The sequence below is a fragment of the Mesorhizobium sp. LNJC405B00 genome (genome assembly GCF_000502615.1).
In the GTDB taxonomy this organism is placed as follows: domain Bacteria; phylum Pseudomonadota; class Alphaproteobacteria; order Rhizobiales; family Rhizobiaceae; genus Mesorhizobium.
Window position 1 is genome coordinate 104067 of the sequence record NZ_AYWC01000007.1, and the last position, 26509, is coordinate 130575.

General features: G+C 57.9%; 21 protein-coding genes. 7 read left to right on the forward strand and 14 right to left on the reverse strand.

What is annotated here, in order from left to right:
- The first annotated feature begins 72 nt into the window (after positions 1-72).
- Entirely contained in the window at positions 73-624 is a 552-nt protein-coding gene (rfbC, locus tag X756_RS150710; protein WP_023730072.1) for a dTDP-4-dehydrorhamnose 3,5-epimerase, read from the forward strand.
- On the opposite strand, the gene X756_RS150705 is transcribed toward rfbC, so the two are convergent.
- From X756_RS150705 to X756_RS150690, 6 genes are all read right to left on the reverse strand, one after another.
- Positions 619-1935 (reverse strand): DUF4910 domain-containing protein, encoded by a 1317-nt coding sequence (locus X756_RS150705; protein WP_023730073.1) that lies wholly within the window; start codon positions 1933-1935, stop codon positions 619-621. The two genes, rfbC and X756_RS150705, sit on opposite strands and share 6 nt — an antisense overlap.
- A gap of 5 nt (positions 1936-1940) precedes the next feature.
- A complete protein-coding gene (locus X756_RS150700; RefSeq protein ID WP_023730074.1) occupies positions 1941-3002 on the reverse strand; it encodes an SDR family oxidoreductase in 1062 nt (353 codons plus the stop codon).
- Between the two features lie 200 nt (positions 3003-3202).
- Positions 3203-3940 (reverse strand): DUF4038 domain-containing protein, encoded by a 738-nt coding sequence (locus X756_RS1000000166725; RefSeq protein WP_084569913.1) that lies wholly within the window; start codon positions 3938-3940, stop codon positions 3203-3205.
- Complete coding sequence (locus tag X756_RS1000000166730) at positions 3853-4536, reverse strand: DUF4038 domain-containing protein (RefSeq protein ID WP_050589267.1); 684 nt, start codon at positions 4534-4536, stop codon at positions 3853-3855. The genes X756_RS1000000166725 and X756_RS1000000166730 overlap by 88 nt, the downstream gene beginning before the upstream one ends.
- 33 nt (positions 4537-4569) lie before the next feature.
- Entirely contained in the window at positions 4570-6000 is a 1431-nt protein-coding gene (locus X756_RS150695; RefSeq protein WP_023730075.1) for a DUF4214 domain-containing protein, read from the reverse strand.
- Between the two features lie 240 nt (positions 6001-6240).
- Positions 6241-7311 (reverse strand): acyltransferase, encoded by a 1071-nt coding sequence (locus X756_RS150690; RefSeq protein WP_023730076.1) that lies wholly within the window; start codon positions 7309-7311, stop codon positions 6241-6243.
- Between the two features lie 287 nt (positions 7312-7598).
- Here X756_RS150690 and X756_RS150685 point away from each other — a divergent pair, with 287 nt between their 5' ends.
- Positions 7599-9056, forward strand: a complete 1458-nt coding sequence (locus X756_RS150685) for an oligosaccharide flippase family protein (protein ID WP_023730077.1) — start codon at positions 7599-7601, stop codon at positions 9054-9056.
- Positions 9057-9122: 66 nt separating this feature from the next.
- Here X756_RS150685 and X756_RS150680 read toward each other — a convergent pair whose 3' ends face one another.
- The 4 genes from X756_RS150680 to X756_RS150670 form a co-directional block, all read right to left on the reverse strand.
- Positions 9123-10052, reverse strand: coding sequence for a glycosyltransferase (locus tag X756_RS150680; protein WP_023730078.1), 930 nt, complete (start codon positions 10050-10052; stop codon positions 9123-9125).
- Between the two features lie 80 nt (positions 10053-10132).
- Positions 10133-11113, reverse strand: coding sequence for a glycosyltransferase family A protein (locus X756_RS150675; protein ID WP_023730079.1), 981 nt, complete (start codon positions 11111-11113; stop codon positions 10133-10135).
- Positions 11114-11209: 96 nt separating this feature from the next.
- Positions 11210-12523, reverse strand: coding sequence for a polysaccharide pyruvyl transferase family protein (locus X756_RS0134495; RefSeq protein WP_050589268.1), 1314 nt, complete (start codon positions 12521-12523; stop codon positions 11210-11212).
- 259 nt (positions 12524-12782) lie between these two features.
- Complete coding sequence (locus X756_RS150670; RefSeq protein WP_023730081.1) at positions 12783-14048, reverse strand: glycosyltransferase family 1 protein; 1266 nt, start codon at positions 14046-14048, stop codon at positions 12783-12785.
- A gap of 190 nt (positions 14049-14238) precedes the next feature.
- Here X756_RS150670 and X756_RS150665 point away from each other — a divergent pair, with 190 nt between their 5' ends.
- On the forward strand, positions 14239-15369 hold the full coding sequence (locus X756_RS150665; RefSeq protein WP_023730082.1) for a glycosyltransferase family 1 protein: 1131 nt from the start codon (positions 14239-14241) through the stop codon (positions 15367-15369).
- Here the strand turns inward: X756_RS150665 and X756_RS150660 are convergent.
- A complete protein-coding gene (locus X756_RS150660; protein ID WP_023730083.1) occupies positions 15362-16591 on the reverse strand; it encodes a glycosyltransferase in 1230 nt (409 codons plus the stop codon). The genes X756_RS150665 and X756_RS150660 overlap by 8 nt on opposite strands.
- 257 nt (positions 16592-16848) lie before the next feature.
- Here X756_RS150660 and X756_RS150655 point away from each other — a divergent pair, with 257 nt between their 5' ends.
- The 3 genes from X756_RS150655 to X756_RS1000000168825 all read left to right on the forward strand — a co-directional run bounded on the left by X756_RS150655 (position 16849) and on the right by X756_RS1000000168825 (position 19601).
- The gene (locus tag X756_RS150655; RefSeq protein WP_023730084.1) at positions 16849-17721 is read left to right on the forward strand and encodes a glycosyltransferase; all 873 of its coding nucleotides are present in this window, start codon (positions 16849-16851) and stop codon (positions 17719-17721) included.
- Positions 17722-17735: 14 nt separating this feature from the next.
- The gene (locus tag X756_RS0134500) at positions 17736-19046 is read left to right on the forward strand and encodes a polysaccharide biosynthesis/export family protein (protein WP_084569915.1); all 1311 of its coding nucleotides are present in this window, start codon (positions 17736-17738) and stop codon (positions 19044-19046) included.
- Positions 19047-19406: 360 nt separating this feature from the next.
- On the forward strand, positions 19407-19601 hold the full coding sequence (locus X756_RS1000000168825; protein WP_156941380.1) for a hypothetical protein: 195 nt from the start codon (positions 19407-19409) through the stop codon (positions 19599-19601).
- 12 nt (positions 19602-19613) lie between these two features.
- Here the strand turns inward: X756_RS1000000168825 and X756_RS0134505 are convergent, their stop codons facing one another.
- The 3 genes from X756_RS0134505 to X756_RS150640 all read right to left on the reverse strand — a co-directional run bounded on the left by X756_RS0134505 (position 19614) and on the right by X756_RS150640 (position 22941).
- The gene (locus tag X756_RS0134505) at positions 19614-20417 is read right to left on the reverse strand and encodes a sugar transferase (RefSeq protein WP_023730086.1); all 804 of its coding nucleotides are present in this window, start codon (positions 20415-20417) and stop codon (positions 19614-19616) included.
- Between the two features lie 150 nt (positions 20418-20567).
- Positions 20568-22424 (reverse strand): GNVR domain-containing protein, encoded by a 1857-nt coding sequence (locus X756_RS150645; protein WP_023730087.1) that lies wholly within the window; start codon positions 22422-22424, stop codon positions 20568-20570.
- Between the two features lie 178 nt (positions 22425-22602).
- A complete protein-coding gene (locus tag X756_RS150640; RefSeq protein ID WP_156941381.1) occupies positions 22603-22941 on the reverse strand; it encodes a hypothetical protein in 339 nt (112 codons plus the stop codon).
- A gap of 698 nt (positions 22942-23639) precedes the next feature.
- On the opposite strand from X756_RS150640, the gene X756_RS150635 reads away from it, so the two are divergent.
- Positions 23640-25934 carry an AGE family epimerase/isomerase gene (locus tag X756_RS150635; protein ID WP_023730089.1) on the forward strand — a complete coding sequence of 765 codons (2295 nt, stop codon included), beginning with the start codon at positions 23640-23642 and terminating at the stop codon, positions 25932-25934.
- Positions 25935-26509: the final 575 nt, after the last annotated feature.

The window sequence follows — 26509 nt, forward strand, 5'->3', positions numbered from 1 at the left end:
AGCCCTTCCAGCGTGGGCTGGCGACGCTGACAATTGGCGCGCCGGTCTCGCTCGGCACCGGGGATCCAAGGCATGCAGTTTACCGAAACGGGGCTTCAAGGTGTCTGGCTGATTGAACCTACACCGATGGTTGATGACCGTGGTTTTTTCACCCGTCTTTTCTGCGAAAAGGAGATGGCTGATTGCGGTCTGGCGACCCGCTTTGTCCAGCACAGCCGGTCCTGTTCGGTCAAAAAGGGAACTCTCAGGGGGTTACACTACCAAGAGGAGCCCTACGCCGAGGTCAAGCTGGTCTCCTGTGTCCGCGGCGCGATTTTTGACGTCGTCGTGGACCTGCGTCCGAATTCGCCCACACGCCACAAGTGGCTTGGCTTCGAGCTGACGTCCGAAAACATGAAGCAGGTCTATATCCCTGCCGGATTCGCCCACGGCCTGCAGACCCTTACAGATGGCACCGAAGTCTCGTATCTCATATCGCAGTTCTATACGCCCAACGCGTCGACGGGCGTCCACTACAATGACCCGACCTTTTCGATCCGCTGGCCATTGATGCCGACAGCAATGTCGGAAAGGGACAAGACCTGGCCCCTTGTCAGACGACGAACCGACGCATCGGTCTCATGAGGCTGCTGACAAAAGGCCATGTTCCGATAGTAGTCTCGCGGAGGCCGCCAGTTCCTTGAACGGCAAGTTCGAACGCTCCGCCATGGAGAGAAGCGAATGCTGCCCGTCGGCGAGGTTTAGCACCCATAGCAGCGAGATCGAGGTTGCGCCCGACGACTTCTGCCCTCCCACTGCTGCATAAAGGCCGCGCTTGCCGAGTTGCGGTTCCCCCTTCGGCAAAAGGCTCAACGGCGTCCAGTCCTCTTCGACGATATCGATTACGTCCGTGAGAACGCGGAAGGAATCCTCGAGATGCTCCGGCCTGATGAAGTCAAGATTGTCGGCCGACGTATGGTATTCGGGAAATGTGCCGTGGACGCTCCGCTGGAACATGCCGACCGGAAGATTGAAGCCAGGCGAACAGTATTGCCTCTCGTCATAGCCATAAGGCGAGAAATCCATCAACTTTGCCCCCGCTTGTCGCCCAAGCACGTGTGCCATGGCGCGATCGATAAAGGCATCACCGCGGCGGCTGCGCTTGTATACCGGGCTTCCTGCGTCACCAACGCATGACAGCACCAGACCGTGGTCGATGAGACATGTCCGGTTCTCGTTGCGCGACAGCCAGGCAAGCGCACCGATCGTGCCCGGGGCGAATAGGAAACGATAGCTGTATCGTGTGCTCCTTCCCTTAAGACTTCTCGCGAGCGCCGCCAGCACGGCCAGGCTCGAACAGTTGTCGTTGGCGAGTGAGGGATGGCAAATGTGCGCTGAAAACAGGAATTCCCGTTCTGTTTGCCCGCGGTGCAGGTATTCCCCGTAGGTGAGGCTTCCGTCTTTGAGTTCGGCATCGATCTCCACCCGATACAGACCGTCCGGCATGTTGGCCACACGGTCATGGGCTGCGCAGAAGCCCCAGGTCGGGGTGTAGTAGGAGGTGCGGTAGGGAATCACCTGCGGCTGTTCGGGCAGCGTATGGATATGTGGCCTCAATTCGTCGAGCCGCAGGATCCCCTTGAAGGGCAAGCTGTAGTTGACAATGTGCAGGTTGGAGTCCGCAAAATCGACCACCGTTTGTCCGTCCGGGCCTGTGATGCTTGCCGAGCGGATGTTCCATTCCTTGGGGATGGTCCAATCGAAAACCTGCGTCCCTGTCGGCACTTCGTGCCGTTCCAAGTCGATGTGCCCTGACATTACGTCCAGCGTTTGTCGCACGCCGTCTCCGCTAATGCTCCTGCAGATCGGAAACAGACGTTGGACCAGGGCATAGATTTCGTCACCGACGCCGGTTGGCGGCGGCGAGCTGAGCCCCTCGGGGTTCACCTGTTTCATCCGGCTTATCCGGCCGCCGCCTCCAATGTCTTAGAGGCTCCAGCGACCCGCATCCGCTGGTCCAGGAGTCCACTGGCCAGGAGATGTCTGATGTGACCTATACGCTGGAAGCGAGGCCCTTCGAATTCCTCGAGGGTGACATTCGACTTTCGGTAGGCATGGTAGAGCTGCACGGCCCCTTGGCGCGCATCCCATTGCGGTTTGGAAGCAGGAAGTACAAGCGCGATCTTGTCGAAGTTGACGCGATAGGAGCGCTTGTCGGGTCCGGCATCGGACGCGAACTCAAGCCGGCAATCCGGTACGACCTCGGCGACAATCTCGGCGATGTCCCGGATCCTGTAGTTGTGGTCCGTGCGTCCCACATTGAAGGCCTCGTTGTGAATGGTCTCGCGGGGCGCTTCCAGCCCGGCAATAAACGCCCTGGAAATGTCCTCGATGTGAACGATCGGCCGCCACGGCGTTCCATCGGACTTCAGCAGGATGACGCCCTTGGTGACTGCCCAGGCGACGAGATTGTTCAGCACGATATCGAAGCGGAGACGGGGAGAGAGGCCGTAGGCCGTGGCGGGGCGGAAATAGGTGGGAGAGAAGCTGCTGTCAGCCAGTTCGGAAATATCCCGTTCGGAAAGCACCTTGGACCAGCCGTAAGGCGTGACCGGATTCAGCTCGCCCGTTTCGTCGACCATTCCGTCGCCCGCCTGTCCGTAATTGCTGCACGATGAGGCAAACAGGAAGCGCGACACGCCGGCGTCCTTGGCCGCCTTCGCGAAGCCGACGCTGCCCTTATGGTTGATTTCGTAGGTGATGTCCGGATCAAGGTCGGAGAGCGGATCATTGGAAAGAGCGGCAAGGTGTATGACGGCATCGAACCCTTCTAGGTCGCGCGGGTGCACGTCCCTGACATCCTTTTGGATCCACGCGATTGAAGCCCGCTCGCCCCCCGCTGCAAAGGTGCAGCGCCGGTAGAGATCGCTGTCATAGCCCGTCACCGAATGCCCGGCACGCAGCAGCATCGGCACCATCACCGAGCCGATATAGCCTTGATGGCCGGTTACCATGACTTTCATCGCGCACCTCTTCTCAAGCCGATAGTGATCGCCAGGAAGCTACTTGGCCTTGAAGGAATGGGGGAGAACGCCAATGGACGACCAGCATGCCCTGTTCGAGGAAGCGTCGCCGCCGCCTACCGCTTTTACAGTGGGGCTGGTCTACACCTTCCGGAGGAGTTGGCGCAGCCTACCTTTGGGTTGCCGCACGCCGTCCGCGTTCATTGGCTTTGCGCCACGGGGCTTTGTGGTATGAGTTCCAAAATCCAGTCCCTATATCCACGGCTGTTGAGTTCCTGCGGCTTGAAACCTGTTCGCTGCGCCTTGAGGGGCGAGCCTTCGACTTCCGTCACTTCCCCGCTCGTGGGATCGCGCCAGAGGGCGCGGACAGAAGTCGCCGAAATCCGAGCAAGGTTTACGGTGATGGCGTCATTGGTGGGCATGTAGACGACGGCATAGGAGCCGTCCCCTGCTGTGGCGGCGACTGCTCTGCCCATGTCATTGCCCATGCCATCGACCAGCAATCTGTTCTTGTTGTCAGGTTCAAGAAGCCACCACTTTCTCGACGAAAAGAAAGCGAAAAGAACCTCCATGCTTTTTGCGCCGGGACTGTCGAGAGCCTCCTTCCACCCCATGGTTGGCCGAAACAGGCCAGGCCCCTCGAAATGCCAAATTGGGTTGTTGCCGTAGAGGTGGCCAAAAGCGCCCGAGAGGATCGCCTGGTAGGCCTGAATTCGGATTCGATACTCATCGGCGCCGTATTCGAATTCGTAGGCGGTCTCCATAAGGAAGAAGGGCATGCCCCTGCTGAGATTGTACTCCCTGATCGCGGACGTATAGACCGGGCCGTATGTGAAGACGTTGTTTACCTTCAGCCATGGTTCGCGGCCCCAGAAATCGAGCGGCACCGTATCGGAACCGCCGTGCACAGTGCTGAGGGCATCGGGATCCTCTTCCATGATGCCCTTGGCAGAGCCCTGACGAGATCCTTGTCAGCAGGGTCGTAGTCGCCGCCATTAACCCACATAATGTTGTCGAAGTGCCGGTAGCGCCGCCCGATAAAGTGGCCGAAGGTGTTAAGCCTACCTCCTCCCGCCGCGGACATTTCCTGATACCAACCATCTGTGCCACCACCATATCCAAGATATGCCGGAGCGAGCAGCACCAGGAATCCAAGGTCGCATGCCTTCTGCAGAATGCGGTCGGCATGAGCAAAATACGCGTCGTTGGGAGCAACGAAATCGCCGTTGTCGGTGAACGGCTTCGCGCCATATGCGTTCGCAGGCGCGTTTCGGGAGAACCGGTGTTCGAGAAGGTTGACCAGCACGGTGTTGAACCCGCGCGCCTTGCGGTCTTCCAGGTAAAGATTCGCGTCCTCTTCAGTCAGGTCGCCGATCAGCGACCATGGCGAGTCGCCTTGCATGAAGAACGGATGGCCGTCCCTATCGACCGGGTAGCGCTTTCCAGGTTCGACGCGAAGCGGGAATTTTGCTCCGATCTCGCTTCCGCAGGCCAGGCTTCCCGTCGCCACAGCGACCAGAAGGGCGCCAGCCAAGAAAAGACGCTGTGCACACCGTGCTGACATCGTTCACCCCGGGTTCGGCACAACGGACACTTCCCGAATGGCAGCGTGTTTGGCATTGAACTCGCTTGAGTTGATGATGCCCAAGGCCACGTCTTCACGTCTCATGGTCCCGGCACGCAATTGCCGGGCATAGGTTTCCATCCCATAGTCATCGGCGGGACGGTCCAGCAGCAGCAGGTAAAGAAAACTGATATAGGCGCGGTCGGTCAGGCCGATCGTGGCATATCTGGTCTCGAAATCGTCCGTGCGCATCATCTCTATGATTATGCCTGCGAGTGTGCTCTCCCCGCTCTCGAGCGCTGCCGACCACCGATCCAAGCTGGCACCGTCACTCTCGTGTCGAAGTACGAGGCAGTAAGCGAAGGCTGCCTGCCTGACATATTCGGACTTGTTTGCGGCTGTGCTCTCGGGATCGCACTCGCGGTTAGGCTTGGGCAGCGGCTGCGGGCCCCGTGTGAAGTCACGAACCGTCTTGTAGGCAGGCTTTGGCTCGCCGATCCTCCATTTGCCGTCGGAAGCCGCGATGAGCCGCACTAGGCCCATATTGGCTTCGAAGCTGGGTGCCCAGTAGGTTTCATCGAACAGTTCGTAGATTTGCGCAGACTCGACCTTGTACTTCTCGCCGAGTTGGCGAAGGCGCGCCATCGTCTGCTTGATGCCGTCGGCCTGCTGCCGCTCGCTGCGCTGACTGCCATAGGGATTGTTGAATTCTGTCACCCATATCGGCTTGCCGTAGCCTGATATTTCGCGGAAAGCCCATTCCGGATCATCGCCATACATGTGCCAGACCGAGATGTCCCAAACGATCCCGTCCTCTTTCATCCGCGCGAACGCGCCTGTGTGGCCCCATCCGGCGGTGCCGATCGCCTTGCGGATGCCGGGATCGGCCCGTGTCATCCCTTCCGACAGGCCCTTTAGCGCGGCACTCACCTTGACCCAGCGCGGGCCATAGTAGTCTAGCGCTCCCGTTCCCGCCCCAGGCCCCCATCCACATGGATACTTAGAACCGTCGTCGCGGTTCTCGCACGGCTTTATGATGGCAAAGTTCTCTAGCTCGTTGCCAAGTTCCCAAACGCGGATATCGGCCTTGAACCTTGTGCCGAGGGCAATCGCCAATTTCCTAGTCTTGGCATGGATCTCGTCTGGACTGTCCTTGTCCAGATCGATGGCCGGCGTGAGGACCGGCAGGATCTCGATCCCCCTTGCCTTTCCGGCGCCCACGAGTTCGGCAAGCACATTTGCGTCGTCCTCGCCCGTCACGTTGACCCTGTAAGACTTCAGACCAAGGTCCTTGATGAAATCCAGTTGCTTTTCAATGGCGATGCCCGGATAGGCAGTTATTGGATGGCCATTCACGCCCCATAGGACGTCGGCGCAAGCGGGCGCGGCTGTCGCCACCAGGAAAACCGCGGCGGCTTTGAAACGAAAGGTCATGGCAAGACTCGCCTCCCGGTGAAAAATCCAGGCTCGATAGTCGGGAGGGCCACCGCTTGGCGCAATCTGCCAATAGGGGTGAACGGAGGCTCCGCCCTACCCCTTTCGGAGGTCGATGCCTACCCTTGCGAAACGGTTCTAGGTCGCGTCTGCCCTGTCGTTCCGTTGGCCTGCGGATAACCTGACATTCCTTGCGGCCCGATCCGCCGCTATACACGATCATAACGCCAGTGACCCGACTCACAATGATACATTTTTTGCCTCTAGAAGCCCGCGCCCTGGCTGGCGGCTCGTGAGCTTGCGGACGAAGTGAAGAGTTGGCCTTTCCACAAAAATGTGTGCCACTACACCGACAATAAGGCATAAGAATACAACTGCGGGAACGAAGCCGACTTGTGACATTCCTCCGACAAATGTCGACTTGATCAGCCAACCATATGCGATCATGACAAATACATGGGTCAAATAGAGCGCATAAGATGCATCACCGAGCAGGACTGCTGCACGTCCAGCTTTCGAGTGCGGTAGCTTGAGCTTCAGAAATGCAGCCACTATCACAGCTGCCGGAAAACCCCACACGACGAGCCGAAAAGCTTCGGACATGGAACCAGTCTGGTCCGCAAATATGGGACCAACAACAATGACTAGAAGCGCGAGAACGCTCAGCGCGATCGGGACGTTCCAATTCTTGGCGGAAGAAAACAACAAAGCCAGAGCAATACCAAAACAAAATTCCAGCACTAACGGACTGCAAATGAAAACCGAGAAGGTCGAATCCCGAATTAAGTGGCCCACCAGGATCCCGCCCAGCATAATGCAAACCGTCGAGATCGAGGTTCGGAGCTTTTTCCTAAAATTTAGGCAAACCGCAAAAATTATGTAGAAATATAGCTCGTACGAAAGAGTCCATGCAACATATACTAACTTGTCGCCCGGGAGAATAAATATGGAATTTATCAGCGTGTACGAATCAACATGTTTGTTCTTCAGGAACCCTATTGTGCACATCGCCACGATGGCAGCGCTGCAAATCCAATATAACGGGAATATGCGCGTTAAACGCTTGACGAAGAAACGTGACGGAGATTCCGAAGACCGGCTGGGCGGAAAACTCACGTACACCATGATAAATCCGCTGATTACAAAGAACAGATCTACTCCCGCTCCTCCAAATGAGCGCGTCCACGCGGGGCTGAACCGCCCAACGCCCGATCCATCCGACATGTCGAGCGTGTGGCGAAAGATGACGCCAAAAGCGGCGATGGCGCGAAGTAGTTGAAGTCCATATATGTCGCGATTTTGTTGGTCCATCACGTTCCGCCGGATTCAGAACAATATGGAACACCCTAGGTGCCTCCTGTGGTAATTCCAACGCATACCTCCGGTGGATAAGGTTAGGACTTTTTTGCGCCCGGTTTTAACCAGTCCGATCAAACTGAACTGATGGGCGGCGCGGCCAGAGCACTCGATGGTCTGTCTTTCTGCTACCACTTTAGTCGGTGGTCCATCCCTAGCCTATTGGACGTCCTGACCTTCCACCCTGTTTAAAGGACTATCCATGGTGGCGCACGCGGCCGCGCCGCCGGGAAAGGACATCTATGCTTTCGGTCAAACGCGCACTGTTGATGAGCGTGGGGGAACGCTACGTCTTGCTCGTGATGAACTTTATCAGTGCAGCCTTCATCTCCCGTATTTTGACGCCCCAGGAGATCGGCGTATCGGTGATCGGCATGGCCATTTTGGCGATAGCCCTGTCCATAAGGGAGTTCTCCAGTTCGAGCTTCCTCATCCAGCGCAAGGAACTGAGCCGCGAGGATATTCGCGGCGCTTTTACAGTGACGTTCATCCTCACCGGCTCCATTGCCGCCGCCCTCGTCGCCGCTTCACCATTTCTCGCCTCGTTTTACAACGAGCCGAACCTCGTTCCCTATTTCAGGGTCATCTCTGTCTGCCTCTTCGTCGACGCCTCGTTCACCTTGATAACCGCTCTCTTGCGGAGGGAAATGCGGTTCGGCAAGATCGCAGCGATCGACATAGCGGGAGCCGTGACAAACTGTGCAGCGACGATTGGACTGGCATTGGCAGGCTTCAGCTACATGAGCTTCGCTTGGGCTTGGCTGATCGGCAGTGGTATTGCAGCGGGCCTCGCCTTCGCGCTCTGCCCCCATTTCTGGATGTTCAGGCCATCCCTGGCCAACTGGCGCGGGATGATCTCATTCGGGGGATACAACGGTGCTATCGCAATACTTTTCCGCATGTTTGACGCCCTTCCGCTGCTCCTCCTGGGCCGCTTCGTGTCGCCGAATGCAGCAGCCCTGTTCAGCAGGACGCTCTGGATCGGGCAGATACCCGACAAGCTAGTCATCGGAGGTGCGATAGCGGTCGTACTGCCCGCCTTCTCGGCCGAGGCCAGGCAAGGCAGGGATTTGAAACGTCCCTATCTTTCCGCCCTTTCCCTTATCACCGCGCTTCACTGGCCGGCGCTCCTGGTGCTGTCGGTTCTGGCGTACCCGACCGTCGACATCGTGCTCGGTCACCAGTGGACCGAGGTCGCGCCGCTGGTCCAAATCGTCGCGATCGCGCTGCTTTTTTCCTTCAGTTTCGAACTCAATTACCCGGTAATGGTAGCCATGGGAGCGATCCGCGACTTGTTCATCCGGGCGCTGATCGTCTTCCCGTTTTCAGGCATTCTCCTCTCCCTGGCCATTGTCTTCGGCGGATTGCAGGCAGCGGCCTGGTGCCTGTTGATGACCGTTCCGTTCCAGGCATATCTTGCCCTCAGCTTCGTGCGACGCAGGCTGGGACTGAGCCGCAGGGACATCGCCGCGGCGTTGTGGAAAAGCGCCGTCGTCGCTTTTGCGAGCGCGCTCCCACCCCTGGCAGCCATCGGGGTATCCGGTTCCGGATTCTATCTTTCCACCATGGAAGCCATCATAGCGGGATGCTTGGCGTTGGGGGGATGGGCAGCCGGATTGATCATCACGCGGCATCCTCTCCTTAACGAGATCATCAAGATTTCCCCTGCACTCCGACGTGCGCGGGTTTCAGTGGGTTGATCGGCAGCTCCCGGCACGCGAGACGCAGTCTCGCCACCCGGGTACTGCCGATGGGGACGGAACACATCATACTGCCAGAAATTGGTCAATCAGCCGCGAAATCTTGTTTCGCTCGGCACTCCTACGCACTCGATTGGCCCAGTACGGCAAGGCCAAATAGGGCGGCGGAATCTCCAGACCGAGTTCCCCGCACTCACGCGCAATGCGGCCGAGCACGGACCGCTCCTTGCTGTCGATACGGTGCGCGCTCGCCGGGAGGAATTTTTCCGGTCCCGTGTAGTGCCGGATCAATGCCCGATCCCAATAACTCGTCTGGAATGCCGACTTCTGCACATTGAATTCCACAGGCAGCGTCTCCCACCTCCGATTGGCGGCAATGTTCAAGGCGCATTGGTCGATGTGGATGCATGACCCGTTCCAATAGGGACAAAACTCCGCATGTGTCTGGATGAGGGAATCGTAGCGTTCAGGAATTCCCGAGCAAATCCATCGGGAGACGTTCAGGATAATCAGCCCGGAGTTGAAGTAGCGCCGCTCCAGCCCGTGCTTTTCGCAATTTTCGAAAAATGCGGGATTGTCGAAACCCGTGGATATGGACAAGTCAGGCACGGCCGCCAGAGGTTGTGTTTTCGGGGCGGCATCTGCCAGATCAAGGGGCCGCATGACGAGCGTATCATTGTCAAGGTAGCAGACGACATCATGTTCGCCCGAAACCGTGGCGATGGCTTCGATTTTCTCATATGCCGTCGATGTTATATGGCCATGACCGGGCAAACCCCGGCCGGCGGTTGAAAGGGTGTGGGTCGCCAGACGATGGCCCCTCGCCTGGAGCACCCCGAGCACCGCCGGTGGTGGAGTCGAGCGGAATCCGGATTGAACGATATGGATGTCTATCTCTCGCGCATGGCTCAACCCCAATGCCACGGCGCTGGCATAGGTCAGGTCGTCGCGCCTGCCGTCGGTCAGGTAAATGACACCGATGCGCTTTCCGGTCATGGGTTATCCTCCGCGCGGATGAAACGGGGCTTTACGACCCGAAGTGTGCTCTGGGACGGGGCTACCTGCCTGCTGCGTCGCTACCAATGTCGGCTCCACGCCTCCGCAAGGCGCGATCGGATGTGGGCTACTGGATTAGGCAGACGGACCAAGTAGTCGATCGGCGGGACGTAGGCCAGGCTGGGCGAGAGTTCCGTCGCAAACCGCAGGAGATCAAAACCAGATGCCCGCTGGCCGCGGGCGATGTGCGATAGACCAGACCAGTATGCCCGCTTGCCGAGGTTTCGATAGACGCTTCGCCGTAGGTGTTCCGCCCCAGGCATGCAGGCTGCTTCGTGCGAAAAGAAGCTATCGAATGTGAGCTTCTTCTCGACAATGTCGCGCTTGAAGTCTTGCCAGAACACCGCCGATAGATTCGCGCCGTGCACCCTCCTTATTCCATGGATCGCGTTTGTTACCGCCGCCCTGCGATTGAGCGAAAGCCGCAAGAACATCTCCAAGTCCTCGCTGTAGGCTATCTCCGACCTGAAATGGCCGACCCGTTTGAGATCGGAGGTTCTGATGAGCGCAGCGCCACCCCCGAAAAGAACCTTGCTTGGAAGGGACCGCTCCAAAGCGAACGATTCCGTCAACAGAAATCGCCAGTCGCCGACGCCCGAATTCTCCACGACCGGGAAGGGTGACGCCTCATGCCAAACCAACTCGGCTCCGCACGCAAAGGAAACGTCGTGTTCTTTTTCGAGGACCGAGAGGGCGCGCTGAAAACCACCCTCAACAAGAAGATCGTCGGCACAAACTATGGCAAAATACTTCGATCCAGCCCAGTCTACACCTTCGTTGCACGATGCATGCAGGCCGAGATTTCTCTCACGTGCGATGACTTTTATGCGCTTGTCCCGCTTGGCCAGACTCTTTGCAACGTCGACACTGTCATCTGTGGAAGCATTGTCGACGATCAGAATCCTGATGTCTTCCACCTGCTGCCGCACGATACTTGCGACAGCCTGGGGCAAGTAGCGCCCGTAGCAGAAATTTGGAATCACAATGTCGATCAGTGGCATGGATCAGCCTTCGCAAAGTTGTTGGGCCTAGAAACTTCTCGAGACGGTAACCTAATTCGGTTTGCATCCGCGGATCCGTGCCTCGCCCATGCGGACTCAGGTCAACATCACTGGGCGAGACACTGCACGGGCAAACACCTGTGTTCGCAGGAGAACTTCCTGATCCTCAAGCTGTTGCCTGTATCGCAGTACGGTTTCACGCACCTGCCGCGCTCGCAATTCCTTTTCCGCCAGGAGTGCATCCAGCCGCGACTCGAGCCATTCTACGCTGAAGGTTTCTACGCTGGTGCAAAAGTCCGACAGACCGGTATCGGCCGCAAGAGCATCATGCTTTTCGAGGTATCCCAGAGATATGACTGGAAGACCCACCCGCAGGGCACAGACGACATTGTGAAATCGAGTCGCGACGACAACGTCGGTCATCTGCATTTGCGCCATAACGTCATGAAGCGATGCAGACCGGGTGTAGACGACTCCTGCCAAATCAGCATCAGATAGGAGGCCCCGAAGTTGTTCGATGACATCGACCACCGCCACCTCGTCATTGTCCTGGCCGAGGATAAGTCGAACGGCAAAGCCCCGCATCACGATGCGTGCGACAAACTCCCCGAGCTTGGAAATATATGCGTTGTAGATCAATGCGCTTCCGCCCGTGCGGCCTCGGTAGTTCATGACGCCCACGCCAACGACGGTGGCTGCCGATATCTCGCGCTCGACCGGTGGAACTGCGAGGCCAAAAGCAAGATCGGGGAAAGTCCGATCGCTTGCGACATTGACGCCGAGGGATCGGACGAAATCGCGCGAAATTCCGTCCCGAAACGAACGGTATGATGCGCAGCGCGCGGCCCAGGCAAAGAACACACGACTGAGGGGATGGTAAGCAGGCCCGGCTCCAATGCTCGCAAATGCGACCACGCAGCCACGCAACCTCGCCATCAGCAACCATTTGGCAAAAAGGTAGGGCATGCCAAATGGTGTGTCGCCGAAATCATCGAACGCACCGGTTCCGGGTAGCAGGACGGCATGAAAGCCACGGAGCTTGAGAAAGGCTCGGACCGGTCCCAACATCTTGTACGGAGCCCGACCCAGGGTGCGGTTCGCCCGATTGAGCCAACGCGCCTTGATATCTGGCCGCGTCAGCTTGATGGTTTCTATCCCGAAGACTTTCTTGACGGATTCGGGCGATGTGCAGATTGCAGCAAGCTCAGCTTCGGGGCAGATTCGCCGAAGCGTGCCAATCATCGCCTCGAGCGAACCGTCATTGCCAAAATTTCCAACACCGAACTGCCCTATTAGAGCGATCCGCAATCGCCTGCCACTCGTTGCAGTTGGATGCCCCGTGCTGTCCTTGGCGCGATGATGCTCGTAGGGTTCAAGCACGGTTCCAACTTGCGCATTCTGAGACTGCATAACGAAGCGTTCGCTCTCAATTTTCGATAACAGAAGTTCAGGCGTTAATTCGGTCTTTGCGATCGGTTTCGATCGCCAACACCCTAGAATCATACGCTCGTTTCAGCGCTTCAACTTATGGGTTGCGAGACACCCCTTTTTGGCTGAGGCGTTGCTTCTGGGAGAGACCTCCTCTGAGAGCAACGCCAATTTCCTCCGACTTGGAAGGATCCAGAAAGGTTGACTTCTTCAGAGGGGCTTGTTCCAAGATCGCAACCGTTCAACTGTCGAATTCTCCGAAATCAGCATCGACCTGAACCATCAGCTCGAGGTATTTCCAGGCGATCCACCGCCAGGAATAGCTATGAGCCCTGCGGTGTCCCTTGGTCACAAACCCCTCCCGCAGGCTAGGATCCGTCATCAGGCGGCGGATGGCTTCGGCCCATGCATTGACATCGTCGGGGTCGGCGTAGAGCGCCGAATCCTCGCATATTTCGGGCAGACACGGCGAGGTTGAGGCCACGACGGGGCAGCCCGATGCCATCGCTTCTACGGCGGGCAGGCCAAAGCCCTCGATCCGAGAGGGGAACAGGAAGCACAGGGCACCTTCGAGCGCCTTCTTGAAATCGTCGTCAGCGATCCGCCCAAGAAGAACGATGTTTGCTGGCAGTTGTTGGACGTGGCGCAGGATCGTGGTCTCGTCGACGTCGCCGGGCATCCAGAGGTCGAGGCCCATCCCGTCGAGAACCGGGGCGAGTCTGGCAAGAAGTTCCATGTTCTTGTATTCTAGATCATTCCTGCCAAGGCAAAGGACATATGGCCTACCCCTGTCGACGGCCAGTGACGATTTCCTGGCATCCCACCTCTTAGCATGGTCGCTGCCGTTGTAGGTGACAACGATATTTTCCTCTCGTGCTATCCCGAATTTGATGAGGTGACTCCGCGCCAGTTGCGAGACCGTTGTGATGCGAGCAGCCCGCCTGCCGAGCGCTGGAAGAAGGAGGCGGTGTGCCCAGCGGAAGCCGCGCGCATAGCTCGACGGCATCAGCCTGGTGTGCATGTCATGGATGCATGCGATCTGTCGCCTCAGCATGACGGGAGCGAGGTTGCAGAAACTCAGCAATCCCCCGGGCACGTGCCAGGGCAACTGCGCCTGCACCCAAAATTGCGGAAGTCGTGGCCTGTTGAATTCCGGAACGATCCGTACGCTGATGGAATTGAGGGGAAAGGGTTCGGCAAGCGGAAGTGGGATCACAAGATCGATTTCCAGATCGCGACCAAGAGGATGCCCTTCCGAAATAAGGGCGTCGAGAGCCATAGTCACCTCGCGAGCATAACGGGCTACTCCGTTATGGCGAAGCGTCGTGAAGTCTCCGTTTATCGTCCAGCGCCGCCTCGCCCCCTCTTGATCCGCCGACCTTTGCTCAGATTTTCCGACCAGGTATTTGGAGTCTTCGCCAAGCGATCCTGCCAACAGCTTTCCGGCGTGACCATTCAACTGCGTTGGTGACGGCGATTCCGTCGCCTCGAATTCGAAATTCCCCATATCCCTCTCCGGTCCACCCACACCCGTGCTCAGATTAACATTGTCGGCGGTGCAAGGCCCCCAAACGTTTGAGGTAGGTATTGCGCCGCCCTCGCCTAGCCGGATGACCCCCTCTCCACCGAGATGACCTAATGGCCGTAGTGACCGCGCACGTTTCGCCGCTCAAACTGAACGTCTCAAAGGTAATGGCATGGCACGACGCTGGACGATCAACGGGCGCTTTCTTTCCCAGGCGACAACGGGCGTCCAACGTTATGCGCGTGAGGTCGTCCGTTCGCTGGACAATTTGATTCAAGAGCGGGTGCCACTCGCTCGCGACCTTCACGTCCAGCTGCTCTGTCCACCTGGATCCGCGAACTTCCCCCTCTTTTCCGTCGAACGCCGCGAAATCGGCGGCGCGGTCGGGCATGTTTGGGAACAGGCGCGACTTCCCTTCGCTCTCGAGGGCGGCGGTCTGCTCAGCCTCTGCAATACCGGACCGCTGCTTTCCCGTAAGCACATCGTTTGCATTCATGACGCAAACGTCTGGAATGCGCCACAGAGCTATTCCCGTGCCTTCAGGAACTTCTACAGAACGTTGCTGCCATACCTCGGCAAGACGGCATGGGGCATTTCGACCGTTTCCGATTACTCGCTGGGCGAGCTGGTCCGCCGCGGTGTCATCCCCGCGCAACGGGCCTTCGTAGCCCCCAACGGCCATGAGCATGCCTTGCGATGGGCGCCTGAACACTCGATCAGGACACGACTGGCGGCATCGCCGGAAACCATCGTCATGATCGGCAGTGCCGCACCTCATAAGAATATGAGACTTGTCCTGAACATGGCTGACCGCCTTGCTGAAGCGGGGCTCAGGATCGCGATCGTTGGGATCTCTGATACGCGGGTTTACAGGTCAGGTGCAACCAGCGCCAACGCCCAGAACATCCATTGGCTCGGGCGCATTGCCGATGGCGAGTTGGCCGCCCTTCTCGCGGACTCGTTATGCCTGGCTTTCCCCTCCCTCACGGAGGGCTTCGGCCTTCCCGCGCTAGAGGCAATGGCCATCGGCTGTCCTGTGGTGGTTTCCGACCGCGCCAGCCTGCCTGAAGTCTGCGGCAATGCAGCGCTGTTTGCATCCCCTGACGACCAGGACGCATGGTTCAACAGTTTCGTGCAGCTTCGCAGTTCTCGATCCCTGCGGGGGCAGATGATAAGCAAGGGTAGGGCGAGAGCCGCGGCATACAGCTGGAGGGCGACGGGCCTGCGTTATCTCGAGGCGATGGCGGCCGCAGACGGCGTCGACATGGAAATGAAAGTCGTCAGGGCTCGCGAATTCACATGATCTCGTGAAGGACCTGGACGGCGCGCACCGATTCCAGGATAGCGCTGTCGAAGTTCTCCTCAGAAAAGCGTCCGGCATTCTTGGCGCAGGCGCTGGGCGCTATGGCATGGCTGTTTTGTTCGAATCGTTCGACAGCCTGCTTGAGGTGATCGACGGTCTGGGCCTTGAACAGTACGCCTGTCGGCTCGTGGGATGATCCCAGGCGTTGCACTATATCAACCGCCCCGCCACGGCCGAATGCGATCAGCGGCGTTCCACAGGCTTGCGCTTCGGCCAACGCAATGCCGAAGTCCTCGCAGCCAGCGAAGACCATGGCCTTTGCCCGCGCCAGCGTATCAACGTATTCTTTGCGGGGTAGGAAGCCGGAAAACGTGATGTTGGACCCAGCCAGCGATCGCAAGCTGGCGGATTGCTGTCCTTCGCCAACGACAACCAGCCGCCGCGACGGCATTTCGTTGAAGGCCCTGATGACCAGGTCGGTGCGCTTGTACGGGGCCAGGAAAGATGCCGAGACGTAGTAGTCATCCTTGTCCTCCACACATGGCAGTTCCGCCAGAGAGACGGGCGGGAAAACGACTCGTGCGTCCCGCCCGTAGATGTGCTGGATCCGGGAGCGGACATAATTCGAATTCGCCAGCATCAGGTCAGGACCATGCGCGGTCCTGGTATCCCACGTCCTCAGCCGGTGCAGCATGTAACGATAGAGCATTCCCTTGGGACCGAAGCCCAGATTTCCCTGCTGAAGATACGAGAACTGCTCGTCCCAGGCATAGCGGACTGGGCTGTGCACGTAACATAGATGCGGCTGATCCGGCCTCGTGATCACGCCGCGCGAAAATGCGGCCGAAGATGAGATGACCGCGTCGTAACCTGTCACATCGAACTGCTCGATCAGGAAGGGACAAAAGAAGAAGAGAGACCGGTAGAATTTCCGCACCATGGGGATACGGTTGGCCGCCGACGTATGGAATTCCACGTCCCTGAAATATTGCTCCTTAACCTCCGCGGGCAAGAAATCGAAAAGCGTGAAGACTTCGGCGTTCGGAAACTGCTTGCAGATTTGCGCTAGAACCCGCTCTCCTCCCCGGAAATTTGGGCACCAGTCGTGGACGACCGCTATTCTTGCGTATTTGTCGACGCTCCCGAGCGCGGGCGACAACTTCTCGATTGGCAAATTGACCTTGGCGGCGATTGCCAGGTCGGAAGAACGTTCCTGGAGCATGGTTCCCCTCTTGCCTCAAGCCAGCAATCCTCATCCCGACAGTCTCCTTTCCATGTCACGGCTCCTGCAAGTTGTCCGATCGGTTACAGATTGCCCGGGGCGCGGGACGGCCTAATGCTTATGGTTGTGGGACTTGCACCCGGAATACGCCAAAAGCCTATGTTCTGAGGTAGACCACGGTTGTCCCTAGTCTTTTATGCAGGCTGTCCAGGTCTGTTCGCCGTTGTAGCGTCGGGAACGCCGAACATGGACCAGGCATGAGACTCGCAGTGATTATCCCAACCCTTGGCCGCCCCGGGCAGGTCGCGCGCCTGCTTGGCTATTTGCGTGGCCAGCAGAGACTTCCCGACGAAGTCATATTGTCGGCGCCCGACGCGACGCATGTCGAATTGCCGGGAGACTGCTCCTTTCCTGTATCGTGTGTTTTCGGGCCGAAGGGGTTGGCCGCCCAGCGGAACACGGCTCTTGCACCGTCGCTGGCGCGTTTCGACATCATCACGTTCTTCGACGACGATTTCGTCCCATCGGCCGAATACCTGAAGCAGATCGAAGAAGCTTTTATGGCAAATGACGGATGGGCGGTGGTGATGGGCAGGGTCGTCAGAGATGGGGCCACCAATGCTGGCCTCACCTGGGAAGATGCCGAAGCCGCTTTGCGGGCAGCCGAGGGCATCAGAGATGTTGGACCCTCTGTGGTTGACCATGTGGGTGCATACGGATGCAACATGTCCCTCCGTTCCTCGCTTGTGGGTGATTTGCGTTTCGACGAGCGCCTCGTGCTATATGGCTGGCAGGAAGACATCGACTTCACCAGCCAAATGAGATCCAAAGGGCGTGTCGTCTGCGTGACCTCGATCACGGGAGTCCATCTAGGTATCAAGACAGGTCGCGTCAGCGGAACCCGATTAGGCTACTCCCAGGTTGCGAATGCGATCTATCTGATCAGGAAGGGGTCCGTGCCGGCCTCTTTCGCGCTTCCCCTTATGCTCAGGAATATTGCGGCCAACGTGGCAAATAGCCCTTGGCCCGAGCCGTATGTCGACCGACGGGGCAGGCTCAGGGGTAACCTGCTCGCCATCTTGCACGCGGCCATTGGACGAATCGAACCCGAGTACATCTTGAAACTTTGACGACGGGAAAGACAATGCGCAGATGGTTTTTGACGATGGCGTCTGCTTCACTCGCTGCGGCGACCGCCGGCCTCCAGCCTTCGGCGGCCGCCGAGTATCTCCTCGGACCTCAAGACAAGGTCAGGCTCAAGGTTTATGAATGGCGAGCATCACGTGATGTGATTTTCGAATGGACGTCTCTCAACGACGCTTTCGTGGTGGGCGCCGACGGGACCCTGTTCCTTCCGTTTGTCGGGCAGATACGCGCGCAGGGCACCGCTCCCGGTGATCTCGCACGCGCCATCGGCGATCGGTTGATGCAGAAGATGGGTCTCGGCCGCCAGCCGGATGTCGCCGTCGAGATCGTGCAGTACAGACCGTTTTACATCGTCGGCAATGTCAAGGCCCCTGGGGAATTTCCTTATCGGCCCGGGCTGACCGTGCTGCAGGCGGTGGGGATCGCGGGCGGTTTGCCAATACGCGAGGACGACATATCGAGGCTCGGGCGGGAAGTCATCTCGGGCCAGGGCGAGGTGGGCCTACTGGCGCTGAACAACGTCAGCCTTCTTGGCCGCAAGGCGCGCCTTGAGGCCGAACTGGCCAGCAGCGACGAAATCTCTTTTCCTGCGGAATTAAAGGTTAGGGCTTCCAACCAAACAGTCGCGTCGACAATGGACCAGGAGCGGAGGATTTTTGCCATCCGCAAGGATGCGCTGACCACACAGCTCCGCTCGCTGAACGATCTCAGAGAGTTTCTGGAAAAGGAACTGGACTCCCTTGGGCAGCAACTGACGTTCCACGACAAACAGATCGAGTTGGTTCAGAAGGAACTCGCGAGCGTTTCGACGCTTGTCGCGAAGGGGCTGGCAGTTGCACCGCGCGAGCTTTCCCTGGAGGGGACGGTTGCGCAAATGCAGGGGGACAGACTGGCTGCCGAGACCTCGCTCTTGCGCGTGAGGCAGGAGATTAGCAAGACGGACATAGAGATTCTCGACCTCGGCAACCGTCATGCCAGTGAAGTCGCTGAAAGTTTGCGGGAGACGCAGATGCAGCTCAATGAAGTAACCAGCAAAGCCGATACCGCGGTGCAGTTGCTCCACGAAACCGAGATAGCAGTCCCCGCCTTGCTCGCCCTCAGGCAACGCTCCGAAAGTGCCAAGCCTGTCTTCAAGATCGTTAGGACGACGGATAGCAGCACTGCGGAACTCCCGGCCGAGGAAACGACACCAATCGAACCCGGCGACACAGTGAAAGTCGAGATCCCGTCGCCGGAGTCAGGTTTGGCTATCCTCCCGGCAGGCGGTGGCCTTCAGGCCGAAACGGTCCCGATCCAGGGCATCAATTGATCAAGTCTCCGATTGCGCCAGGTCTACTGATCCGGCTCGCTGATCAAATCAACCCGAAACCAATGCTCGACGCTCCCGATCGCGGACGCATGATGGCATGCGGTATTGGGCACTGTAACCTTGGCTCGCCGAAACCGTTCCCGAACAAGAGGCAGAGGCAAGGCTCAACCCATAAGCTGACCATCTACGCAATGCCATCCGGCCACTTGCCATGATCTTTGAGGCCGCATATCAGTGAGCACCCTGGGCCCTGAGGCCCCGGACGGAACCCTCTGCCGCAGTGAGCTGATCCGTCCTGCGGGTGCCCTGGAGATTTCGGTGCTCATGACTATAATAGCCCTAGCGGCTGGAGGCGTTCTGATGGGGCTGTGGTTCAAGGCTCCCGCCCTTATCGCGGCGACCGCACTGCTCCTCATTGGAAGCTTCGCCTGGAACGGATTTGGATTTCCGGGCCATGTGACCGTCTTGAAATTCCTGATCCTGGCATTTGTATTGGCAGGCGCATACACAGTAGGGCTGTTTCTCTCCGTCCGTTGGACGCAAACCGGGGGGTGATATGTCCGGACTTCAGCAAGCCCTGTCGAAGCGCATCACCGCGAAGACAGTCCTGAACAGGATCACGATGTCGAACCAGACCGACCAGTTCCGAACATACTGGCTATCCAGCGCTACGCGCGTGGCATAATCCACGCTGCTTCTTCCGCTCACCTGCCACAAACCGGTCAGTCCCGGCCTCATGCGAAGATATTCACCTACGTGGTCGCCGTAACGCTCGAGTTCCTCCTTCACGATGGGCCTTGGCCCCACGCAGCTCATATCGCCGCGAATGATGTTATAGAGCTGTGGGAGTTCATCGAGGCTCGACTTTCGCAGCATTCGCCCGAGGAATGTCACGCGGGGGTCGTCCTTTATCTTGTGGGTCTTCTCCCACTCCATTCTCATATGAGGATTGGCTTCGAGATAGGCTTTCAGAACGTCTTCCGAATCGGCGACCATCGAACGGAATTTGTAGCAATTGAACGGCTTCCCGCCGAAGCCGACCCGGCTGTGCGAGAACACCGCCGGGCCTCCTGTCGTCATCCTGATTAACATAGCAACGACGATCATCACCGGCGCGGCCCCGACAAGCGCCGTGACCGCTATAATCAAATCGAGCATTCGCTTCAAGAGACCTCCGACAGGAGGACTAGTCGAGCCTGCCCTAAGGGTGGGCGGCAGATCCATCCACAACGCCCCGCCATTTTCATGGTCTGGAGCGGAAACAACATGCATGACCGGCCGGTTGTCGACTGCCATCGGCATCGATGGCTGGCTCCAAATCGGGGGCGCGAGATGTGACTGCTTCTCTAAGGCGTTTGTCATGACGATCATTGTTTTGATTTGCTCGACTCTCACACTTTCCCAATCTCGGAGGCTGTCGGCAAGAAAGGCAAAGGAGGTAGCGCCACACTCTCCCCACACTACCACTAATGCCGAGGAGTGATCCTCTCGCTTTCCCAGCAGTCGAAGGCGGTCCCCCTGTCAAGCCTTGTGGTGAATGGATGTCATCGCCCGAGCGTTCGCCAGAAGCGCACCAAGCACATGCGTCCTGCTGGCCTGCAACGTCCGGACCAGTTCGCGCAGCGTCTCGACGTGTGTCTTGCCCCATTCGGCAACGATGACGACACCGTCCAGAACGGATCCGACAATCAGTTCGTCGGCTCCCGAGGCTAGTGTCGGCAGATCAACGATGACGACGTCATAGGCGGCAAGTTCGCAATTGGCGAGATCAAAAGCTGTAAGCTCCGAGAGGAATTCCTCCATATTGCGTGGGATCAACAGATTTCCGCCGTCCACCACCGAACTGGGAAGCATGTCGAACGGCCGCCCAGGAGCGCGCACGATATTGAGTCGAATTGGGTCCTGGCTCTGTTTGTCGTACGCAATCGAACGGCCTAGCAGCCGCATGGTCGTGGCCGACCGGCGAACATCGGCGTCAATCACCAATGTCTTCAGGCCCGACATCGAGTAAAGCGTGGCGAGATTGCTGGCGACGGAGCTCTTGGGGCTGGCGTTGGACACGGCAGTTAACCCGAGGAATTTGACTTGATGGTTGGTCTCCGCAAGGCTGATTTCGGTCCGTGCTTTCCTGAGGCACTGGCTGTATCGTGAGTGGGGACGTCTTTGCACCTCGTCAACGTGACTGGAACCCATCCGCCTGCTCGTCAACGGCAACTCTCCGATGCATTCGATACCCAGGTTATCCCGGATGTGTCGTGGCGATCGGATGGTCCAATCGAGCATCTGCCTCACAAGCGAAACCCCGATGCCGAAAATGGTTCCGGCGATCGCGGCAAAGGCGAGCACCAGTTTCGGCCTTGGAGCGCTCGGAAAAAGCGGCGCTGTCGCGGCCGTGATCACCCTCGCGTCGGCGACCGGATACGATTGCTGGCTGACCGAATTGGTGTAGGCCTGGAGGAAGCTTTCGTACATCTTCTGATAGGTTTCGGCGGTCACCTCGAGCTCTTCAAGAGTCGGCTCAGCGTTGACCCCCTCAATCGAATTGCCTTCTTCGCTTTTGGCTTCGTTGACGACGCTGTAGTCGTGCCGAGAACGGAATTCCTGAGCCTTCGCCATCGCCGCGTTCATCTGAGCACGAAGTTGCTGAAGACGCTTCTCGAGCCACGCACCACCTTCTCTTGCGCCGTCAGCCTTGGTTTCGATCTGTTCACGCACAAAGGCATCGGCGGTGGCGTTCGCAATATTGGATGCACCCTCGGGATCAACAGACGTGAATGAAATGTCTATCGCGTAGGAAACACCGACCCTGCGGATATCGAGGCTGTCGCGGAAGGTCGCCATTGTGCGCCGGAATTTTTGGTAGTCGGTCAGTGACGCGGTGGGTTCTGGCATGCCGAAGCCGAAATAATCCAAGAGCGACGTGACCCTGGCGCTTTTCTGGACTCCGAAAGCCTCAACCAGGACGGTTTTTAGCTTTCTGAATCTCTCCGGTAAGATCGGAGCGTGTGGACGATTGAAGTTGGGGTCTTCCACGAGTTTCAGCTGGTCGATGACCATCGCGGCTATTTTTTCCGACTGCATTACCGCGATCTGGCTTTCCACCTGCGCGGTGTCCAATGATAGATTTACTTCTCCGCCCTCCTGTAGATGTTGGGGCAATTTCGGCTCGATCAGGATCTGCGCGCTGGCGGTAAAAACCGGATCAGAGGTCGAGTTGTAGAACCAGGCTACCAAGAGCGCGATGCCGAGGCAGGCAATGATCGTTGCGACGTAACGCGTCAAAAACCTGGTTATATCAGCGAGGCCGATAAACTCCTGGGCTACCGAAACCTGCTGGTTCGTTGTAGTGGGCCATTGGTGCGGCAACATGCGGTCCATTCAACTGCTCCTGCAGCCGTGCGGGAAATTCGAGCGCGCCCGCCGTCCTGACATAGGCGAAGCACGATGTCCGGCCGATTTCTGCATTAAAAGCTGAGGCCCCGCGAAACCAGATTGCGGCAAAAGACTACGCCGGCGGGAGGGAAGGTAAATGCCGCCAATTGGCGTAGGGGCTACGTCATAAGGGAACGAGTATGCACTGCAGTTCCGCTCGCGTCTTTGAGAGAAATGACATCTGCTGTTCCAACGAGACCTGCCGTCTGCGGTTCAACATCACGCTGCGTGTGAGGGTATTAATCCTCGCGGACATCCTTTCGAGGTTTTCGCCGTTTTCCATCGCCTGCAGAGAGAACGCGGCGCAGTCCGTCATCGTTTTCCCTAATGGATGAAGGTGCGTCGCTTCCCGGACGACTTCGACCTGAATGTCTTCAAGAAGGCAAACTAGGCGTCCGAAACGCCTTTCGTCGACATATCCGACATATTCGCGGAACGGCAACCTGAATGCGGTAAACGGCATCTTGCAGCCCAGCCTTGATTCAGCGCCCGAGTCGGACGCACGCTCCAGAATACAAAGCCTCCGCGCTTGGGCGCGATACATCCTTTTGGCCGTCGATTGGCATAGCCTATTGGATGACGGCATGCGTATCTGGGCCTCAGGGCCTACCCGAATTCCTGACGAAGCCGGCGACCGACAGCGTGCTAAGGGTTTCGATCATTCTCGCGGCGCAATTTTCGGAGCGGAACGTGCCCTTCAAAAAACTTAGCCAAGTCAGACCGAATAGCGTTCGTCTCCGCAACCAATGCTCTCATCGATCTCACCGGTTCGCGGGAACACGTGTGCTGATTCAAGACTCGATCTCATGGCCGCGCAGGCGCTTGGCATGGGGTTTGGCTTCGTGATTGCCAACTGGGCTGGGGGTCGAGCGTCGTCACGGGCCATCACTTTGGCAGCCAACTCATGGTCGTCAACATGGCGCCTGATCGGCGCTGTGTGTTCAGAGGTCGGAGTGGCGTTTTCTGTCAATGCCTGCGTCGCCGAATTCGCTGTCAATTCTCAACCGGTGACCATGGTCACGGCTTCTTGCCGATTCCTGTTGCGAAGCTCCGTCTCGTTGAAACGACCGTGCGAGATGTTCGATGCTCTCAATCTGCTTCCGCGCAAAAATCAAGAGGTCGGGAGCCTATAGCCAGGCATTTCTGAGAAGGAACTGGATCGTGGCATACAAGCTGGTGAGTTTTGTCATGAGTGGGGGCGTGGGCGCGCGCCTGTGGCCGCTCTCACGGGAAGACAATCCCAAGCAATTCCACGACCTTTCGGGCGACGGGTCAATGCTCGCAAAGACTGTCCGGCGTCTCAAGGCGCGGCCCGAGAATCAGACACCGATCTACTTGATAGCTTCCGAACGACATGCCGATCGAGTCATCTCAGACGTCGCTTCGCTCGGCCTGAACGGCGGCAGACCGATTTTCGAGCCTATCGGTCGCAATACCGCCGCGGCGGTCGCCATAGCCACCCTGCAGACGATCTCGGAACATGGCGGCGACGCTCTTGTGCTCGTGGTCCCCTCCGACCATGAGATATCGACCGAAGCGCAATTCTGGGACACCGTCGAGTCGGGCGTTTCTGCCGCCGATTCAGGAAGCATCGTTGTCTTCGGCATCAAGCCAACGCATCCCGAAACCGGATACGGCTACATCGAGGTTGCAGCAAACGACGATCGGGTGGCTGCGGTTTCGCGCTTCGTCGAGAAGCCAAATGCCGAGACAGCGCGCGGATACGTGTCGTCAGGACGATTCTACTGGAACGCAGGCATTTTCCTGTTTCGCGCTGACGCGATGCGGCGGGCATTTCTGGATTTCCAACCGGACATCTGGAACACTGCGGAACGGGCACACAAGACCGCGCGGGTCGACCTCTCCGGTATCTATCTGCCCCAGGGCTTTTACTCGGCCGTTCCCTCCACTTCAATCGACTATGCGGTCATGGAGCATGCACGCGATATCGCGATGGTTACGGCTTCCTTTCGCTGGAACGACCTTGGATCGTGGCAATCGCTGCTCGAAGCCAGCCCGACGGACGGGGACGGCAATGTCGTCATGGGCGACGTCGTCGCCATGAATTGCGACACTTCCTACCTTAGAAGCCAAGGAAGGCTGCTAACGGTCGTCGGAATGAAGGGGGTGGCGGTAGTGGCGACACCGGATGCGGTATTCGTCGCCCCCGTCAGCCACAGCCAGGACGTGAAGATGGTCGTAGAGCAGCTTGAAAAGAGCGGACGGCTCGAGACGAAGTACACGGCATCAGAAGACCGGGTCATCATCAGCGGTTCGTGGCGCAAACGGGTCGAACATTGGCTCTTCAATGAGACCCTGCCGCTGTGGTCCACCGCGGGGGTCGATGATGTGTACGGGGGCTTTCACGAGGCTCTCGGTTTAGACACGAGGCCTTTGGGCAGGCCCAAACGCATGCGCACGATGGCTCGCCAGATCTACGCTTTTGCTGTGGCCAAGGAACGCGGATGGGCCGGACCGGCCGACAAACTGATCAACCATGGCATCGAGTTCATTGCGAAACATGGGCGTACCAACCGCGGCGGCTGGGTGCGCACGTTAAATGCCAATGGCACCGTGGCTGACCCTGCGGAGGACGCGTACGATCATTCCTGCTTACTCCTAGCGCTTTCCCACGCTCACCGATGCGGCCATCCCGACGCCTTGCAACTGGCAAATGAGACATTTCACTTCATTGACACCCATCTCGAAGACCATTGTCTGAACGGCTTTCTGGAGACCTCCGGCTCGAATGGTATGCGATTTTCGAACCCTCACATGCACATGCTGGAAGCCTTCCTTGCCTGGCATGGCGTTACTGGCGACCGGACATATCTGCGTCGGGCCGCACGCGTCGTTGATCTCTTCCGCTGCCATTTCTTCGATCAGGAGAGCTGGACTGTAGGAGAAAATTTCGACGTCGACTGGCTGCCTTTGCCTGGAGAAAGCGGACAACGGACCGAACCTGGCCACCATTTCGAATGGGCCTCACTCCTCATCGATTTCGCACAAGCAAGTGGGCAAAAAGATTTGGCCAATTACGCACGAAAGCTCTATTCGTCAGCGATCGCCAGCGGATTGAATCGTGCGACCGGTCTGGCTTATGCGGCTGTGTCGCGGCAAGGAATACCCATCGACCGGCTGTCCCGCAGTTGGCCACAATGTGAGGCCGTCAAAGCTGCCATTGCCTTGGACAAGATGGGCGGCCCTGATCTAAAACCAGAGATCGAAGCTCGTGTCGCCCGCCTCTTTCGATGGCATATTGATCCCGCGCCTCTTGGCTTGTGGATCGACAGGATTGACGAGCGCGGAAGGTCACAGGCAACGGAGGTTCCCGCTAGCATATTCTATCACTTGGTAACGGCGCTGATGCAGTATCTGGACAAGACCGAAGGCCAAATCGAACCTTTCCGGCTGTCAGCTTTGGACGAGGGCAAGAGCGTCCTGGCGCGAGCTTAGTGCCACACCTGTGCGACTTTTCGTCATCATCAGGCCAGGATTGGGGAAACTTCGACCGAGGCAGAACCGATGCCCTAGCCTACGTATCTGAAGATGGATCGACCCATCCAGGAAGGCAAGCGGCGACACCCGCCAGTTGGGCAAGAGAGGCGACTGAATTTCTGCAAGATAGAAACTTTTCGACCTTTTGCGAATGCGACGTCCGTCGCGATAGCGACATTGTGGTGTCCCAAGGTTGACGTACCAGCTACGGCTAATTCGGTATGTTTTGCCTCTGTGTCGTCGCTGCAAAGCGGGATAGCTTAGTTATTAGACTTGTCTAAAGACACACATCGATTGAGCCCTCCAACATCTCCCGTCTCGGGCGCGATCAAGTTCTCGAAGCGAGGTGATTTTGACCTACACAACCTTCTTGTCCGGACAGTTGAGAAGTACTATGGCAAAAAAGAAATCGCGCACAAGGCCCAACAGTGATCTCTTGAAACTACTAGCCACCAGGCCACGAGCGGTTGCCCTTGCTGCTCTTCACGTGAGTGAATCGGTGCTACTTGAACTTGAGGCATCGGATTTATTGT